Origin of the sequence: Clostridioides sp. GD02404 (assembly GCF_045898275.1) — a bacterium.
Taxonomy (GTDB): Bacteria; Bacillota; Clostridia; order Peptostreptococcales; family Peptostreptococcaceae; genus Clostridioides; species Clostridioides difficile_A.
Window position 1 is genome coordinate 91,820 of sequence record NZ_JBJOCA010000002.1, and the last position, 18,362, is coordinate 110,181.

Genomic DNA, 18,362 nt, shown 5'->3' on the forward strand with positions numbered 1-18,362 from the left:
TAGATGTTAGTATCTTTAAAATGGCTTAGAGACTATGTTGATATAGACATGGATGTAAAAGAGTTCGCTGATAAAATGACAATGACAGGAACTAAAGTTGAAACAATAGATTATTATGGTGAAGAGATAGAAAATATATTGGTTGGAAAGATTTTAGAAATAAAACAACATCCAAATGCTGATAAGTTAGTTATAACTAAGGTAGATATTGGAGATAAAGTTGTTCAAATAGTTACAGGAGCTACAAATATATCAGAAGGAGATTATATTCCAGTAGCTGTAAATGGTTCTAAATTACCTGGAGGAGTTGAAATCAAACAAACTGACTTCAGAGGTGAATTATCAGATGGTATGATGTGTTCAGCAGCTGAATTAGGTATAGATGAACATTACATTGAAGAGTACAAAAGAGGTGGTATATATATTTTAGACCACGAAGATTCATATGAATTGGGAAAAGATATAAAAGATGTTTTAGGATTAAAAGATGCTTTAATAGATTTTGAATTAACTTCAAATAGACCTGACTGCAAATGTATGATAGGTATAGCTAGAGAAGCAGCTGCAACTATAGGAACAAAAGTAAAATATCCTGAAATTGAAGTAAAAGAAAGTGATGAAGAGATAGACTTCAAAGTTGAAATAGACAATCCAGACTTATGTAGAAGATATTTTGCTAGAATGGTTACTGATGTAAAAATAGAACCTTCTCCATATTGGATGCAAAGAAGACTTACAGAAGCAGGTGTAAGACCTATAAGTAACATAGTTGATATAACAAACTTCGTAATGTTAGAGCTTGGTCAACCACTTCATGCTTTTGATATAAATCAAGTAGAGACTGGAAGAATAGTAGTAAGAACTGCTAAAGATGGAGAAAAACTTGTAACATTAGATGATGTTGAAAGAACTTTAGATAAAGATGTGCTAGTTATAACAAATGGAGAAAAATCGCTTGGTATAGCTGGTGTAATGGGTGGAGCTAACTCAGAAATAACTAACAGTACAAAAACTGTACTTTTCGAGAGTGCTAATTTCAAACCAGAAAACATAAGAATGACAGCTAAAAAAGTTGGAATTAGATCAGAAGCATCTTCAAGAAATGAAAAAGATTTAGACCCTAATATTGCAGAGATAGCAGCAAATAGAGCTGTACAACTTGTTGAGATGTTAGGAGCAGGTAAAGTTTTAAAAGGTGTTGTAGATGTATATCCAAATAAACCAGAGCCTAAAAAATTGGTAGTAAATCCTCAAAGAATTAATCATCTTCTAGGTGTAGATGTACCAATGGAACAGTTTGTGGGAATTTTAGAATCATTAGAATTTAAATGTAATTTAATAGCTAATGATAAATTAGAAATAGATGTACCAAGTTTTAGAACAGATATGGAGCAAGAAGCTGATGTATGGGAAGAAATAGCTAGAATTTATGGATTTGAAAACATACCTTCTGTACAATTAGAAGGAAATACAACAGCAGGAATCAAAACTTCAAAACAAAAATTCATGGACTCTTTAAAAGATAATTCAACTGCTGTAGGATTAAACGAAATATTAACATATTCATTTGTAAGCCCTAAGGGAGTAGATAAGATAAGAGTACCAGAAGGTAATGCTAAGAGAAACTTTGTTAAATTACTTAACCCATTAGGAGAAGAAACTTCTGTAATGAGAACTACTTTAATACCAAACATGTTAGATGTTTTATCAACTAATGTATCTCATAAAATAGAAGAAGTATATGCATTTGAGTGTGGACATATATTCATACCACAAGATTCAGAGTTACCTAAAGAAGAAAATAGAATGTGTGTAGGTATGTATGGTAAAGATGTTGATTTCTTTGCATTAAAAGGTGCTATAGAAACAATACTTGTAAATGTAGGATTTGAAGGATATGAAATTGAACCTCAAGATAATAATACTACCTTCCACCCTGGTAGATGTGCTAAAATAGTGTATAATAATAAATATGTAGGTACATTAGGTGAATTGCATCCAGATGTTATAGAAAATTACAATCTAGGTCAAAGAGTTTATGTCGCTGAAATAGATATTGACTTTGTATTTGATAATTCTGATAGAACAAAGAATTATGTACCATTACCAAAATATCCATCTACATCAAGAGATATAGCTCTTATTGTTAAAGAGGATGTATTTGTAAAACAAATAGAAGATATAATAAAGGAAAATGGTCAAGGATTAGTAGAAAGTTACAAGTTATTTGACGTTTACAAAGGTTCTCAAATAGAAGCTGGATACAAGTCAATTGCATATTCAATAACTTATAGAAGTAAGGATAAAACTCTAACAGACGAAGATGTAGCTAAGGTGCATGATAAGATATTAAGTGAATTAAGCGAAAAATTGAATGCTAACTTAAGATCAAATTAACAACTAATGTCGGGGAGGTTAGGATGAACAAAGTAATGGTTAAAATCCATGGCGCTGAATATCCAATGGTTGGAGATAAGTCAGAGAAGTTTATGATTAGTATTGCTGATTTTGTTGACAAAGAAATGGATAAAATAACACGTCAAAACCCGAAATTAAGCTTATCAGTTGCTGCGATACTAACTGCATTAAATATATCAGACCTTTTATTTGAATGTTCAGATGAGAATGAAAAGTTGATTAAAGCTAATGAAGAATTGAGTAAAAAAGTTGGGGCATCTAATGAAGAACTTCAATTAGAAATCAAGTCTCTAAAGCTTACAATAGCAGAAAAAGAAGCAGAAAGTCGTGAAACTGAGGCTAAGATGAAAGAGTTAATTGATATTATAGAAAATAAAAAGCAAGAAATATTCGAACTTAGTAATACGACAGAAGGTTCTAGAGCCGAGTTAGATGCTTATAAAAGCAAGATTGAGGAACTAAGTGCTCAACTTGAAGAGGCAAATGAGAGAGCTACAATAGCTGAGAATTTAGCTTCTGAGTTTCAAAACAAAGCTTATGATTTACAGCTAAAATGTACAGGGTTAAATAATGATGAAAAAAATGTAAAATAAAATTAAAAGATTTGCTGTCTCTATTGTTTGTTGAGACAGCTTCTTTTAATGTATAAATACAAATATTTATACAGATAAAAGTTTTTTTAATATTAATAAAAAATAGTATCTAAAATAATTTTGATTTGGTATCTATCATTAGAAAGTGAGATGTTTTATATATGACAAGCCAGAGCCAGATGTCTGAATCATTCTTCTTATGTTCTTTATTGGCAATAACAGGAGGATTTTTAGATATTTATACTTATGTAGTAAGAGGAAAGGTCTTTGCTAATGCACAGACTGGAAACATAGTTTTATTAGGGCTTAATATAGCAGAAGGGAATATAAAAAAATCTTTTTATTACTTGATTCCTATTTTGGCATTTATGTTAGGTGTATTTATAGCAGAGAAGATAAGAAAGTACTTTAAAGATAATTCTAAGATTCATTGGCGTCAAGTTATTATTATAATTGAAATGATTACAATACTTGTAGTTTCTTTTGTACCTAGAGGACAATTTAATATGTTTGTAAATGTTGCTATATCTTTTATTTGTTCAATGCAGGTAGAGAGTTTTAGAAAAGTAAATGGAAACAGTTTTGCAACTACAATGTGTACTGGAAATTTAAGAAGTGCTACAGAAACATTATTTCATTATATACAGACTAAGAATATTTTTATGATAAAAAAGAGTTTGCAGTATTATGCGATTATTGTATTCTTTATATCTGGAGCTATTTTAGGAACTTTTTTTACAAAGATTTTTGTGGAAAAGTCAATCCTAGTATGTTTCTTTATTTTGGCAGTAGTCTTTGGAGTTATGTTTATCAATAAGGATGATTCATTTAACGAAAACTAACTTAGTGTAAATTGATAAAAAATGAGTTATTATTTGATATACTGTATATGGTAAATAGTATATCAATTTAGATATAGTAAGTAGTGTATAAATTTAATGTAAGTGTGTGTGTTATAGATAATTATATTAATCTAATAAGTATAAATAGAGGAGAAAAATATGAAAAAAATAGAATTACTTGCACCAGTTGGCTCTTTTGATTCATTAAAAGCAGCAGTACAAAATGGAGCAAATGCTGTGTACTTAGGTGGTAAAGACTTTAGTGCAAGAGCATCTGCAAACAACTTTGATAGAAATGAGCTAATTGATGCTGTTAAATACTCTCATATAAGGGGAGTACAAGTTTTTGTCACAGTGAATACATTGATAAAACAGTATGAAATAGAGGATTTTGTAGAATATGTAAAATTTTTATATGATATAGATATTGATGCTTTAATAGTACAAGATATAGGAATGGCAAGGCTTATAAAAAAACTATTACCTGATTTTGAACTACATGCAAGTACTCAAATGGTAGCCCATTCATTAGAAGATGTTAAGTATCTTCAAAGTGTTGGCTTTGATAGAGTTGTTTTAGCAAGAGAATTAAATGTCGATGAGATAAAGTGGATTTGTGAGAATACGACTGTAGATATAGAGGTCTTTGTACATGGGGCTTTATGTGTATGTTACTCAGGTCAGTGCCTTATGAGTAGTATGATAGGGAATAGGTCTGGAAATAGGGGGAGATGTGCACAACCATGTAGACAAAAATATGAGTTGATAGATATAAATACAGGTGAAGTAGTAAAGAGTGATGGAGATTATTTGTTGAGTCCTAGAGATTTAAGTACTATAGAGGAATTAGATAAAATAATTGAGGCAGGTGTATTATCTCTAAAAATAGAAGGAAGAATGAAAAAGCCTGAATATGTAGCTACTGTAGTTTCAGGATATAGAGAAGCAATTAATGAATTCGTAGATAAGAATAAAATAAGTATTTCTGATGAAATAATAAATAATTTGTATACTATATTTAATAGAAAGTTTACAAAAGGATATATACTAGGTGAAGTTGGTAAGGATGTAATGAACTCTAATAGACCTAATAATCAAGGTCTATATGTTGGAAAAGTTTTAGATTACAATAGAAGAAGCAAAAGGCTTAGAGTCATATTAGAAAACACACTTAAAAAAGGTGATGGAATCAATCTAGGTGGAGGTACTATTGGAAGGATAATAAAAGATGGAGAGATAACTACAATAGCACATAAAGGCGATTTGATAGAATTAGATTTTGTTGGCGAAGCAAAGAGAAATCAGCTTATATTTAAGACTTCAGATAGTGAGTTAATGGATAGAGTACAAGCTACATTCCAACAAGATAAGGAGTTAATAAAAACTAATATAAAAGCAAAAGCAAGTATTAAAATAGGTAAAAAGCCTGTGCTTTCTATAAGTGATTTCTGTGGGAATACATCAATTGTAGAGGGAGAAAAGATAGTTGAAAAAGCTATAAAAGTAGCTTTAAGCAAGGAGAAAATAGAGACACAAATCCAAAAGCTTGGTAATACTCCTTACACATTAAAAGATATAGAAATTGATTTGGATGAAGGTGTAAGTATGCCTATAAGTGTTCTAAATCAAATGAGAAGAGATTGTATTGAGCTTTTAGACCAAGAAAGAATAAAAATAAAAGGTAGAAAGTTTAAGGAGAATAGATTAAAATACCAACCAGACAGAGTAAATAAACAGAAAAAACTTAATACAGTCCCTAAAATCAGAGTTAAAGTCAAGAATTTAGAGCAATTAGAAGCAGTATTAAAGTACAATGTGGATTTAATTTATTATGAAGATATAAATACATTATCAAAAGCCTTAGAAATGGTATCAAATATTTCTAAAGAATCAATAGTTTCAAATGTAAATAACATAAATACTTCTGGTGAAAAGAGTTCTAGTGTTGAAAATACTGAAAGTAGATTAATATATTCAGTACCACGAATTATTAGAAATAAGGAATATAAGCAATTTGAAACATTAGATAATATAAAAGGAATCAATAAGGTTCAAATTGGTAACTGGGGTTCTATGGAATATTTTAAAGGAAAAGATTTAAATATAGATTGCTATTTAAATGCATTTAATAGTGAAAGTATAAATCACTTCAAAGATGAGGGAGCAGGTACAGTTTGTTTATCACAAGAATTAAATCTAAATGAAATCAAACAAACTTTAAAATATACAGATGTAGAAATTGAAGCAGTAATATATGGATATACTCCTATGATGATTACAGAATACTGCCCTATGGGAGTTGTTGTTAGGGAGTGTAAAAAGGACAAGAGAGTTGCTAAATGTAAGGAAAGTAGCTATGCCTTAAGAGATTTTACAGATGCAAGTTATAGAATAACACAAGATATATTCTGTAGAAGTACGATTTACAATTCAAAGGTAACTTGTATGTTAGATAATCTATATGAGTTAGATGAAATTGGAATAGATGTGTTTAGAATAGATTTTACAGTAGAAGATAGTGATATGGTTAAAAAGGTTATTGAAGCCCATATTGAGGTTTTGAGTAATGATTTTAAGCTTGGAGAAAAGGCCACTAATTTATATAAGAAGTTGGATGAAATTGGAACAGTTGCAGGACACTACTATAAAGGTGTAGAATAGATATAATATGAAAAATATACATAAATATATAAATAAACTTAAATTTATGTGTATTAAAATATAAAAATATCATATACATGAAAAAATAGGGGGAATAATGAAAATGAGAGAAGAAGCTTTAGAAATTTTATTTAAGTATTTAGAGACTGATAGAATGAGAAAACATTGTTATGCTGTTGAAGCAGTTATGAGAGACTTAGCTAAAAGATTAGAGCCAGAAAAAGAAGAAGAGTGGGCAGTTGCAGGCCTTTTACATGATTTAGATTCAGATATAGTTGGAAGAAAGCCAGGGGAAATCTGTGAAGGACATGCTACAACAACAGTGGAACTGCTTAAAAAAGAAAACTTTGGTGATGAAGAGATGTATAGAGCAATACTTGGTCATCATGATGGAATGGGAGTTACAAGAACTAGTCTAATGGAAAAAGCTATATATGCAGCAGACCCTATAACTGGTTTTATAACTGCTATAGCGTTAGTTTATCCAGATAAAAAGCTTACTAGTGTAAAAACAAAGTCTGTAATTAAAAGGATGAAAGAAACAAGATTTGCTTCAAATGTAAATAGAGATGCAATGAGAAGTATAGAAGATATAGGGATTCCATTTGATGAATTTGCAGAGCTTTCTCTTAATGCAATGAAGAATATCAGTGATGTTCTTGAGAGTAATGAAAATGAATAATACCAATAATATACGAATAAAAAATAGGAAAAGAAAGTAAGGCGGGATGTATGAAGCTTACAACTATTTGTTATATAGAAAAAGATGGAAAGACTTTAATGTTGTATAGAAATAAAAAGAAAGATGATATACATGAAGGTAAATATGTAGGAGTTGGAGGAAAGTTTGAGCAAGGAGAGACTCCTGAAGATTGTGTAATTAGAGAAGTTAAAGAAGAAACTGGGCTTACTCTTAATTCGTTAACATATAAAGGATTGATAACTTTTCCAAAGTTTAAGAATGATGAGGACTGGTACATGTTCTTATATTTTTCAGATGATTTTGAAGGTAACTTATCCGAAAAAGATTTGGATGATTGTAAAGAAGGAAAATTAATTTGGGTAGACAATGATAAAATATTTGACTTAAATATGTGGGAAGGTGACAGATTGTTTTTGAATTGGGCTAAGACTGATAAAGTTTTTAGTGCAAAGATAATATACAATAACGGAAAATTGGAAGATTATGGTGTAAACTTCTTAACTTAATTTGTATACATATTTTCAATTTAGACTTGATTTAGAGTTAATATTGTTAAAAAAATAAAAATTGACTTAGACAACTATTTGCTTTATACTAAAGTAAAATTTTTAAATGGAGGAAAAATCTAGAATGATAGACATAAATTTAGAAACATGCGTAGGTTGTGGCTTGTGTGAATCAGACTGCCTTGTAAATGCAATAAAAGTTAGGGAGAATAAAGCAAAGGTAAAAAATATTCTCTGTATTAATTGTGGTCACTGTATGGCAATTTGCCCAACAGACTCTATAGAAATGCAGGGATTTGATAAGAGTGAAGTATTAGAATACAATCATGAGACTTTTGACTTAGAATCTGAAAACTTAATGAATTTCATAAAATTTAGAAGAAGTATAAGAGACTACAAAGACATAGAAGTAGAAGAAGAAAAAATAAGAAATATAGTAGAAGCTGGTAGATATACGCCAACAGGTGGAAATAGACAGCCTCTAAGATACATATTGGTAAAAGATAAATTAAAAGAAGTAAAAGAATTGGCAATAGAAGGGCTTTACAATATGGCACTAAATACTGATGATGAAGACCCTGCTCGTTCTATATACAAAAATACATTTAAGAGAATGTATAAAGGATATAAAGAAAAGGGAATTGATTCTTTATTTTACGATGCACCATTACTTATGGTAGTTGTTGGTGATATTTCTTTAGGTGGAAGTGTATATGTAGATGGAGGATTAGCTGCATCTAATATGGAGCTTATGGCTTATTCACAAGGATTAGGAATGTGTTATAATGGATTCTTTGTTATGGCATCAAATATAGAGCCAAAGATAAAAGCGTTATTAGGAATGAATGATAATGAGGCAGTTATAACGTCATTTATATTAGGTTATCCAAATGTAAAATATAAAAGAACTGTAAATAGAAATAATGCTAAACTTGATATAATATAAATTAAAAATAATATTATATATCAAATTAAGATAAATAATTTGCTAATATATCAAATTCATTGTAAAGGCAAGTTAAATGGAGTATAATCAAATTATATTATGTATGAATGAGGATATTAAATTTTTTACGAAATTTTATGTCCTTTTTTATACTAACTTATATTTTAAAACCCAAAAAATTATACAGTGTATACACTGTAAATATTATTATATGGAGGAAGCGGTAGTGAATTTGAAAAAGTTATTTTCTTTAACTTTTATAATTGTGTCCATATTCACTTTTTGTATATTTCCTTTTGATATTAATGCCATGAATAATGATAACCGTACTATACGTGTTGCTTATCCTATTCAAGAAGGCCTAAATGAAGTAGATGAACAAGGTAGATACTCTGGATATAGCTATGAATACTTACAAGAAATTGCTCAGTATACTGGATGGAATTATGAGTTTGTTCGAGTTGGAGGAGATACAAACACTTCTCTTCTTAAATCTATGGAGATGTTAGAAAAAGGCGAAGTTGACTTAATGGGTGGAATGTTATACAGTGAACAATTAGAAAAGATATATGATTATGCAGGTTCTAGTTATGGGACTGTAAATACAGTATTACAAGTGCTTAAAGACAATGTAGATATTGACAGTGTAAGTTCACAAGTTACAAAGAACATGCGTATTGCAGTAATAGAGAATGCAACGAATAAGATTAAAGAATTAGATAGATATTGTGAAATGAATCAAATATCTCCTGAATTGGTGACTTGTAAGACAGGAGAAGAACAGTTACAGGCATTAAAGGATGGAAAGGCAGATGCAATGCTTAATGTCAGTATGAATCATATAGATGGTGTGCGAACTATAGCTAAATTTTCTCCTAAACCATTCTATTTTATTACATATAAAGGCAATAAAGAATTATCTCAACAACTCAACTCAGCAATCTCTAATATTGAGCAAACAGACCCATACTTTTCACAGACATTATATGAGAAATATTTTACACCAGAAAATAAAGAGTTAGTTTTATCCAATAAGGAATCTGAATATATAAAAAATATAGAAACTTTGCAAGTAGGAGTTTTACTAAAAAATCCACCATTTCAATATGCAGATGATAAAACAGGTAAATTAAATGGAATTTCAATAGACTTACTTAATTATATCTCAGATAAAACTGGCTTAAAGTTTGATATGATACCTGTGAAATCTCAGAAAGAATTGGACAATATGATAAAAGATTCTAAGATTGATATTGTAGCTGGCATGTCTTATGATTATGAAAGGGCACGTGAGCGTCATGTAGCCATGACTCGCCCATTTATTTCTACACAGTATATTATGATGATTAACAATAAGATTAATGAAGATAGTCTAGAAAATAAACGTTTAGCTCTTACAAAAGATACTTCTTATAAAGAATATTCATCTAATAATATTATTTGGTATGATACATTAGAAGAATGTATTGAAGCTGTAAATAGTGGAAGAGCCGATTATACATATGGTGAAGGATATGCTATACAGTATTATGTCAATCAACCCAAGTATAAGCATGTTCGTCTAATTCAACAAAACTATGAACCACATCGTTTTTGTTTTGGTGTAGCTAAACAGAACAAACAGGAATTATATAGTATATTAAATAAGGCTATCAATAGTATGCCTACTGAAAATATGCAATCAATTATTTATAAGAATACTACATATATATCAAATTTTTCTCTAATTCATATTATGCAGGAAAATCCAATTCAAACTATTCTTATAGTCTTTAGTATATCATTGTGTATTATTATAATTATGGCTTGGAGTCTTCGTACTCGTACAAGTATGAATCAGAGAATTTCTTTAGAACTTAAAAAACATACTGAAGTATATGAGATGGCAAGTGAGTATTTCTTTGAATATGATTATCAAGCAGATAAAATTACGATTGCTATGCAAGAAAATGGAGTTAATGTCTTTAATGGTTTAAGTCATAGTAAAGATGAATATGAAAATGAAATTGAAAAAGAGTATAGGGAACAATTTTTTAAGTTGATTAGGGAACAAGAAAATGGTTCAACAGAAATGTATTGTGTTTGTCCTGATGGAGAGTTTCATTGGGTTAGAATTACATCAAAGATAATTTATAATGAAAAGAATGTTCCTGTGTATTCAATAGGCAAATTACATAATATCGATTGTGAAAAAGAGGAAAAAATGAGGCTATTAGATAAAGCGCAAAGAGATAGTTTAACAAATATTTTTAATGCTGCCTCTATAAGGGATATGGCTACAAAAAGTTTAGATGATTTATCTCATAATGAAATGGGAGCTTTACTTATCTTAGATATTGACTATTTTAAAGATATAAATGATACTTATGGTCATCTTGTTGGAGATAAGATGCTGATTGCAGTTGCAAATATTCTTGTTAAATGTTTTGATGAATGTGATATAGTAGGTCGCCTAGGGGGTGACGAATTTAGCATATATGTTAAAAATGTAAAGGATACAGAAAGTCTTATAGAAAAGTGTAATATTTTATATGATAAAATCCATGGCATTAAATTACCAAATGGAAATAGTATATCTGTAAGTATGGGCGGTGTAATATCAAAGCAAGGACAGACATATGATGAGATATACAAAATGGCAGATGATGCACTTTATAATTCGAAGAAGCAGGGTAGAAATCGATTTAAAATTACTGAATAGGAAAATTTTTTATATACATTTTATATAATCTATATAATGAAAGAACATATAAGTATGTGTTTACCAGAAAATGAATGGAGTTAATCTACATATGTACAAGATATTAAGTAGTATAATTTAATATCTTGATTGTAGAGAATTACATAAGTTTAAAGAATAAAAAATCTATCAAATAAAAATATATAGTAAAATAATAAAGCCTAATGACAAATATAAAAATGCATCATTAGGCTTTATTCCTATAAACTTTTATAATGTTAATTTATAGACTAAGTGTAATATAGATTTATTTATAATCTATAATTGTATCCAAGACTCAATCTAAATAAAATTTAGATTTAATATTGGTTCATAGATTTTAATATTTCTATAACATAATCCCAAACATTAGCTATAGAAGGGATACTAACATGTTCATTTGGAGTATGAACATCAAACATATCTGGTCCTATAGATATAGCTTCAGCATGAGGAAGTTTATCAAGTAATAATCCACACTCAAGACCAGCATGTAGAGCCATAACAGTAGGAACTTTACCAGTTAATTTTTCATAAGTTTCACTACATATTTTTTCTAATTTAGAACCTTTTTTGAACTCCCAAGCTGGATATTGAGAAGTAAGACCATAATCAGCACCTAAAGCTTGAGCTAAAAGTCTTATTCTATCAGCTATCTCATCTCTAATAGACATAACAGAACTTCTAACAGAAGTTAAGAATTCAATAGTAGATTCTTTAGTTTCAATTATAGCGAAGTTAGTAGAACTTTCAACTAATCCTTCTATATCAAGGCTCACAGATTGAACACCATGAGGAGTTAAGCTTGACATTTGAACAACTTTTTCTTTACAATCTTTAGCAAGAACTTTTTCTACAGAAGTTTCAGCTACTGAATAAGTCATACCAGGGTCAGAAGTAGTGAACTCATGTTTAAATGCAGTTAAAATTTCATTTATTTGTTTTTTAGCAACTTCAACATCAGCTTTATTAACAGCTATTACACACTTAGCTTCACGAGGTATAGCATTGTGCTTAGTTCCACCATCAACTGAAGCTAAATCATAGTCAACATCTAATACGCTTAATACTCTAGCTATTGCTTTATTAGCATTTGCTCTTTGTAAAACAATTTCCATACCAGAGTGTCCACCTAATAGTCCAGTAACTTCAACTAATAAACCTTGCTTGTCAGCTTCAACTTCTTTGTATTCAACAGGTAAACTAACAACACAAGTTTTACCACCAGCACAACTAACTAATAAGTATCCTTCCTCCTCGGAGTCCATATTTAGGATATATTGACCTTTAATTAAGCTAGGCTCTAATGCATCAGCACCATTCATACCATCTTCTTCATTAACAGTAACTAAAACTTCTAATGCTGGATGCTCTAAAGTGTTGTCTTCTAATATAGCCATACCCATAGCAACAGCTATACCATTGTCAGCTCCTAAAGTAGTTCCAGTAGCATATATCATGTCACCATCGATTCTTAATTTTATAGGGTCTTTAAGAAAATCATGTTCAACATTCTTTTCTTTTTCACAAACCATGTCCATGTGTCCTTGAAGAACTACGCCTGGACAATTCTCATATCCTTTTGTAGCAGGCTTTCTTATTATTATGTTTAAGCTTTCATCTTGAATAGTTTCAAGACCTAAATCTTTACCAAAGTTAAGTAAATAATCACTTATACCTTTTTCATTTCCAGAACCTCTAGGAATTTGAGATATTTTCTCAAAGTTTTTAAAAACATTTTCTGGTTTTAATCCTTCTAATACGTTTCCCATGACTTATGTTCCTCCTTAGTTTATCTATATAAGTAGCTATTCTTTAAAAACATGCTAAAACAAACTACTTTAAAAATATTAAAGAAGATTTTTTAACAGATTATATTACAAATAAAGCATGTTTATGTATAATATATAGATAGCTACATACATAGTATAATACAAAATATGTGTAAAATATATCTAAAAGAGAAAAAATATAATAATTTTAGAAATGAAAAAGAAATAAAACTTGCAGTTTTTATTGGAAATGCTTGAAAACATACATTTTTAAAATTAAATAAAAAAGTTAAAATATCGAGGATGGTGAATATAGAAAATGAATGAGAAATCGTTAAGAGTTCTAGAATACAATAAAATAATAGACTTATTAAAGAAGAAAGCCTCATCTTCTTTAGGTCTAAAATATATAGAAAGTTTAGTCCCAAATACTGATTTTATAGAAGTAAAATCTATGCTAGAAGAAACTAGTGAAGCTCAATCAATTATTATAAAGAGAGGTTCAGTAGGTTTGGAAGGTATCCATGATATAGAAGACAAGGTAAAGAGAGCGTATATAGGAGCATCTCTTGACCCAGGAAGTCTAATTATGATAGCAGATACTTTAAGAGTAGCTAGGAGATTGAAAAATAGTCTATCCAGCAGTGATGAAGAAGATTTCAATTATCCAATAATACAATCTCTATCAAATTCTCTATATGTGTATAAAGACATAGAAGACCAGATATACAATGCGATAATTAGTGAAGTAGAGATATCTGACAATGCCTCAAGTACACTTAGAGATATCAGAAGAAGAATATCTCAGAAAAATCAATCCATTAGGTCGAAACTAAATTCAATAATAAGTTCAACTACTTATCAAAAATACTTACAAGATGCCATAATTTCTCTAAGAGGTGATAGATTTGTAGTGCCTGTAAAAGCTGAATATAGGTCGCAAGTTGCTGGTATAGTACATGACCAGTCATCTTCTGGTGCGACACTTTTTATAGAGCCAATGACTATAGTAGAAATGAACAATGAATTGAGACAGTTGAAATTAGGAGAACAAGAAGAGATAGAAAGAATTTTATCAGAGCTTTCTGCTATGGTTGGAGAAGTGAGTGAACACTTAATTTCTAATCAGGAGATACTAGGAAGATTGGATTTTGCATTTTCAAAAGGAAAACTTTCGATACAAATGAGAGGTATAGAACCAACTTTAAATGAGGATAAATATTTAAATATAAAAAATGGAAGACATCCTTTGTTAGATAAGAAAAAAGTAGTAGCAAATACAATTTATTTAGGAAGAGACTTCCATACATTAGTAATAACAGGTCCAAACACAGGCGGTAAGACTGTTACAATAAAAACTGTGGGTCTATTTGCACTTATGACACAAAGTGGACTTCATATACCTGCTGATTATGGAAGTAGTATGTGTGTATATGATAATGTATTTGCAGATATAGGAGATGAACAAAGTATTGAGCAGAGTCTATCGACATTTTCATCTCATATGACGAATATAGTATCAATACTACAAAACGTAACAGCAGACTCTTTAGTTATATTTGACGAATTAGGAGCAGGGACAGACCCTGTTGAAGGAGCTGCCCTTGCAATAGCAGTATTAGAAGATATAAATTCTGTAGGAGCTAAATGTATAGCAACCACTCACTATAGTGAGCTTAAAAACTATGCTCTTACTAAATCTGGTGTAGAAAATGCAGCAGTTGAATTTGATATAGAAACATTAAGTCCAACATATAAACTACTTATAGGTGTTCCAGGAAAATCGAATGCTTTTGAGATTTCTAGAAAACTTGGACTAAGTGACTATGTAATTTCACGTGCTAAAGAATATATAAATACAGATAACATAGCTTTAGAAGATGTATTACAGAATGTTGAAAAGAATAGAATCAAAGCAGTAGAAGACAGAGAAGAAGCGGAAAGATTAAAAGAAGAGATTGAAAGACTAAAGGTAGAATATGATGAAAAGCTTGAAAAATTGATTAGTCAAAGAGATAAGATGGTTGAAAAAGCTAAGTCAGAAGCGTTTTCGATTATAAGACAAGCTAAAGAAGAAGTAGATATTATAATAAAGGAACTTAGAAATCTTGAACAGGAAAGAGCTTCAAAAGAAAAGAATCGTAAGATAGAAGAACTTAGAAAAGAATTGACTAGTTCTATGGGAAGTCTTCAACCAACAGTAAAAAGCATGATAGTTCCAAAGGTTTCAAATAAAGAGATAAAAGACCTAAAGCCAGGCGAAGAAGTCAAGGTAATAACTCTAAACCAAAATGGTAGTGTAGTGTCAGTGGATAAAAAGAGAAAAGAAGCAGTAGTGCAAATTGGTATAATGAAGATGACCCTACCTTTTAAATCTTTACAAAAAACTCGCAAGGATGTTTCAACAAATGTAACTAAATCAACAAGAAATATAATAAGGTCAAAATCTGGTAATATAAAAAATGAAGTTGACCTTAGAGGGTTAAATCTAGAAGAAGCTATAATGGAAGTTGAAAAATATCTTGACGATGCATATGTGGCAGGATTGGAATCTGTAACAGTAATACATGGAATTGGTACAGGAGTACTAAAAGCAGGGCTACAAGACGTATTAAGAAGGAATAGACATGTAAAATCACAAAGAGGTGGTCAATATGGAGAAGGTGGAGCAGGAGTAACAATTGTTAAACTAAAATAATTTGTATGGGAGCACATTTTTATGATATTAGTATCTGCATGTTTAATAGGAATAAATTGTAAATATAGTGGCGATAATAATGAAAGTGAAAAAGTTAAGGAATATTTAAAAGACAAAGAATTTACACTTGTATGCCCAGAACAGTTAGGTGGTCTATCTACACCAAGACCACCTGCTGAAATAGTTGATAATAAAGTAATTACGAAAGATAATAAGGATGTGACAGAAAACTTCGTAAAGGGTGCTAAAGAGACTCTAAAAATAGCAAATTTATATGTATGTAGCGAAGCAATATTAAAAGAAGGTAGTCCATCTTGTGGATGTAATTTAATTTATGATGGAAGTTTTTCTGGTAAAAAAATTTCAGGAAAAGGCGTCACAGCAAAACTACTTGAGGAAGAAGGCATAAAAGTTAAAAGTGAAAAAGATTTGTAGAAAACCAATACAGGAATAAAAAATTGCATGTAAAAATAGTATTTTTAATGTATGCAGAATTTGTATAAAAGGTACAATTTCTAAAGTACTTTATCACATAATGAAATACTTGAAAAAACACGAAATTTGATTTAACATAAAGAGATAAGCACAATATAAACCAGGTACAATGTAGAGAGGAGCAACAAGATGCAAGATTTCAAGGTAGCAATATCAAATTGCCTTAAAGAAAAAATAGAAGATTTATCGAAAGAAGAGATAGAGGCACTTATAGAAGTTCCACCAAACAAGGACATGGGTGACTATGCTTTTCCATGCTTTAAATTAGCTAAAGTGTTTAGAAAAGCTCCAAACATGATAGCAAATGAATTGGCAGAAAGTATAGAGCCAAGTGGAGAGATAACAAAGGTGATACAATTAGGCGGATATGTAAACTTTTTTGTAAATAAGTCTCAATTGGCAGAAACTGTAATCAAAAAAGTATTAGAGGAAAAAGAAAATTATGGTCATAGTGATTTTGGTAAAGATAAAACTGTAATAGTTGAGTATTCTTCTCCAAATATAGCAAAACCTTTCCATATAGGACATATAAGAACTACAGTGATAGGTAACGCCCTATATAAGATATATGACTCACAAGGATACAAGACTATAAGAATAAATCATTTAGGTGACTATGGAACTCAATTTGGTAAGTTAATAGTGGCCTTTAAAAAGTGGGGAGAAAAGGAAGTAGTAGAATCTAATCCAATTCCAGAATTACTAAAATTATATGTAAGATTCCACGATGAAGCTGAACAATATCCAGAAATGGAAGATGAAGCAAGAGCGTGGTTTACTAAATTAGAAAATGGGGATGAAGAAGCAAAAGAATTATGGCAATGGTTTAGAGATGAGAGTTTAAAAGAATTTAACCGAGTGTATAAGCTTTTAGATATAGAATTTGATTCTTTGGCAGGGGAAAGTTTCTATTCTGATAAGATGGGTGAAGTTATTGAGTTATTAGAAGAGAAAAAGCTTCTAATAGAGTCTAAAGGTGCAAAGATTGTTGATTTAGAAGAATATAAAATGCCACCAGCACTTATTACTAAGAATGATGGTTCAACATTATATATGACAAGAGATTTAGCTGCTGCAATATATAGAAAAGAAACTTATAATTTTGACAAGTGTATATATGTAGTTGGTTCTCAACAAAACTTACATTTCCAACAATGGTTTAAAGTAATTGAGCTTATGGGATACGATTGGGCAAAAGATTTAATTCATGTTGGGTTTGGTATGGTAGCCCTTGAAGAAGGGACTATGTCAACTAGAAAAGGAAGAGTAGTATTTTTAGAAGATGCTTTAAATCAAGCTATAGATAAGACTAAGGATATTATACTAGCTAAAAATCCAAATGCCAAAAACGTAGATGAAATATCTAAACAAGTAGGTGTTGGTGCAGTAGTATTCCAAGAATTGTCTAATAGTAGAATTAAAGATTACACATTCTCATGGGAAAGAACATTGAGCTTTGATGGTGAGACTGGACCATATGTTCAATATACACATGCTAGATGTTGTGCAGTTTTAAGAAAAGCAGAAGAAGAAATAACTTCTGATATAGATTATAGTCTGTTAGCTGATGAAGATAGTGCAGAAGTTCTTAGAGTTATAGAATCATTTAATAAAAATATTTTACTTGCTCTAAAGAAAAATGAACCACATATAGTGACTAGATTTATGTTAGATTTGGCTCAAGCGTTTAATAAATTTTATCATGACAATCCAATTTTAGTAGAAAATTTGGAAATTAGAAAAGCTAGACTCGCATTAGTTCTAGCTACAAAACAAACTTTAGAAAATTCTCTGAAACTGTTGGGAATGCACGCTCCAGAAAGAATGTAATACGATAAAATGTTGAAATAAAAAGAATAAAATTGAACTTAGTACGCAATTTGTATAACTGTAAAATATAGGGATGTCGAAAACTGATGCTTTACATATAAAAAAGTAGTATCGTATAATAATATATAGATAGTAGATTACAATGATTTTTGTACACTACTATCCCCCTATATATGACA

General features: G+C 30.0%; 12 protein-coding genes. 11 read left to right on the plus strand and 1 reads right to left on the minus strand.

Annotated elements, in window-relative coordinates; translation table 11 throughout:
- The first annotated feature begins 3 nt into the window (after positions 1–3).
- From pheT to Q3287_RS01990, 8 genes are all read left to right on the plus strand, one after another.
- A complete protein-coding gene (gene pheT / locus Q3287_RS01955; protein WP_407813831.1) occupies positions 4–2,397 on the plus strand; it encodes a phenylalanine--tRNA ligase subunit beta in 2,394 nt (797 codons plus the stop codon).
- A 23-nt stretch (positions 2,398–2,420) separates the two neighbouring features.
- Complete coding sequence (gene zapA, locus Q3287_RS01960) at positions 2,421–3,011, plus strand: cell division protein ZapA (protein WP_070442131.1); 591 nt, start codon at positions 2,421–2,423, stop codon at positions 3,009–3,011.
- Positions 3,012–3,172: 161 nt separating this feature from the next.
- Positions 3,173–3,853 carry a YoaK family protein gene (locus tag Q3287_RS01965; protein WP_070442128.1) on the plus strand — a complete coding sequence of 227 codons (681 nt, stop codon included), beginning with the start codon at positions 3,173–3,175 and terminating at the stop codon, positions 3,851–3,853.
- Between the two features lie 159 nt (positions 3,854–4,012).
- Positions 4,013–6,514 carry a DUF3656 domain-containing protein gene (locus tag Q3287_RS01970; RefSeq protein WP_407963446.1) on the plus strand — a complete coding sequence of 834 codons (2,502 nt, stop codon included), beginning with the start codon at positions 4,013–4,015 and terminating at the stop codon, positions 6,512–6,514.
- A 103-nt stretch (positions 6,515–6,617) separates the two neighbouring features.
- On the plus strand, positions 6,618–7,196 hold the full coding sequence (locus Q3287_RS01975) for an HD domain-containing protein (RefSeq protein ID WP_074179169.1): 579 nt from the start codon (positions 6,618–6,620) through the stop codon (positions 7,194–7,196).
- A 50-nt stretch (positions 7,197–7,246) separates the two neighbouring features.
- The gene (locus tag Q3287_RS01980) at positions 7,247–7,723 is read left to right on the plus strand and encodes an NUDIX hydrolase (protein WP_407963447.1); all 477 of its coding nucleotides are present in this window, start codon (positions 7,247–7,249) and stop codon (positions 7,721–7,723) included.
- Between the two features lie 124 nt (positions 7,724–7,847).
- A complete protein-coding gene (locus tag Q3287_RS01985; protein ID WP_054276045.1) occupies positions 7,848–8,669 on the plus strand; it encodes a nitroreductase family protein in 822 nt (273 codons plus the stop codon).
- Positions 8,670–8,895: 226 nt separating this feature from the next.
- Positions 8,896–11,370, plus strand: a complete 2,475-nt coding sequence (locus Q3287_RS01990) for a diguanylate cyclase domain-containing protein (protein ID WP_407963448.1) — start codon at positions 8,896–8,898, stop codon at positions 11,368–11,370.
- Positions 11,371–11,708: 338 nt separating this feature from the next.
- Here Q3287_RS01990 and Q3287_RS01995 read toward each other — a convergent pair whose 3' ends face one another.
- Positions 11,709–13,160, minus strand: coding sequence for an aminoacyl-histidine dipeptidase (locus Q3287_RS01995; RefSeq protein ID WP_054269240.1), 1,452 nt, complete (start codon positions 13,158–13,160; stop codon positions 11,709–11,711).
- A gap of 319 nt (positions 13,161–13,479) precedes the next feature.
- Here Q3287_RS01995 and Q3287_RS02000 point away from each other — a divergent pair, with 319 nt between their 5' ends.
- The 3 genes from Q3287_RS02000 (at position 13,480) to argS (ending at position 18,183) form a co-directional block, all read left to right on the plus strand.
- The gene (locus Q3287_RS02000; RefSeq protein WP_054269241.1) at positions 13,480–15,858 is read left to right on the plus strand and encodes an endonuclease MutS2; all 2,379 of its coding nucleotides are present in this window, start codon (positions 13,480–13,482) and stop codon (positions 15,856–15,858) included.
- 21 nt (positions 15,859–15,879) lie between these two features.
- Complete coding sequence (locus tag Q3287_RS02005) at positions 15,880–16,293, plus strand: DUF523 domain-containing protein (RefSeq protein WP_407963449.1); 414 nt, start codon at positions 15,880–15,882, stop codon at positions 16,291–16,293.
- Between the two features lie 189 nt (positions 16,294–16,482).
- Positions 16,483–18,183: an arginine--tRNA ligase gene (gene argS, locus Q3287_RS02010; protein WP_054276047.1), complete on the plus strand. Its 1,701-nt coding sequence runs from the start codon at positions 16,483–16,485 to the stop codon at positions 18,181–18,183.
- Positions 18,184–18,362: the final 179 nt, after the last annotated feature.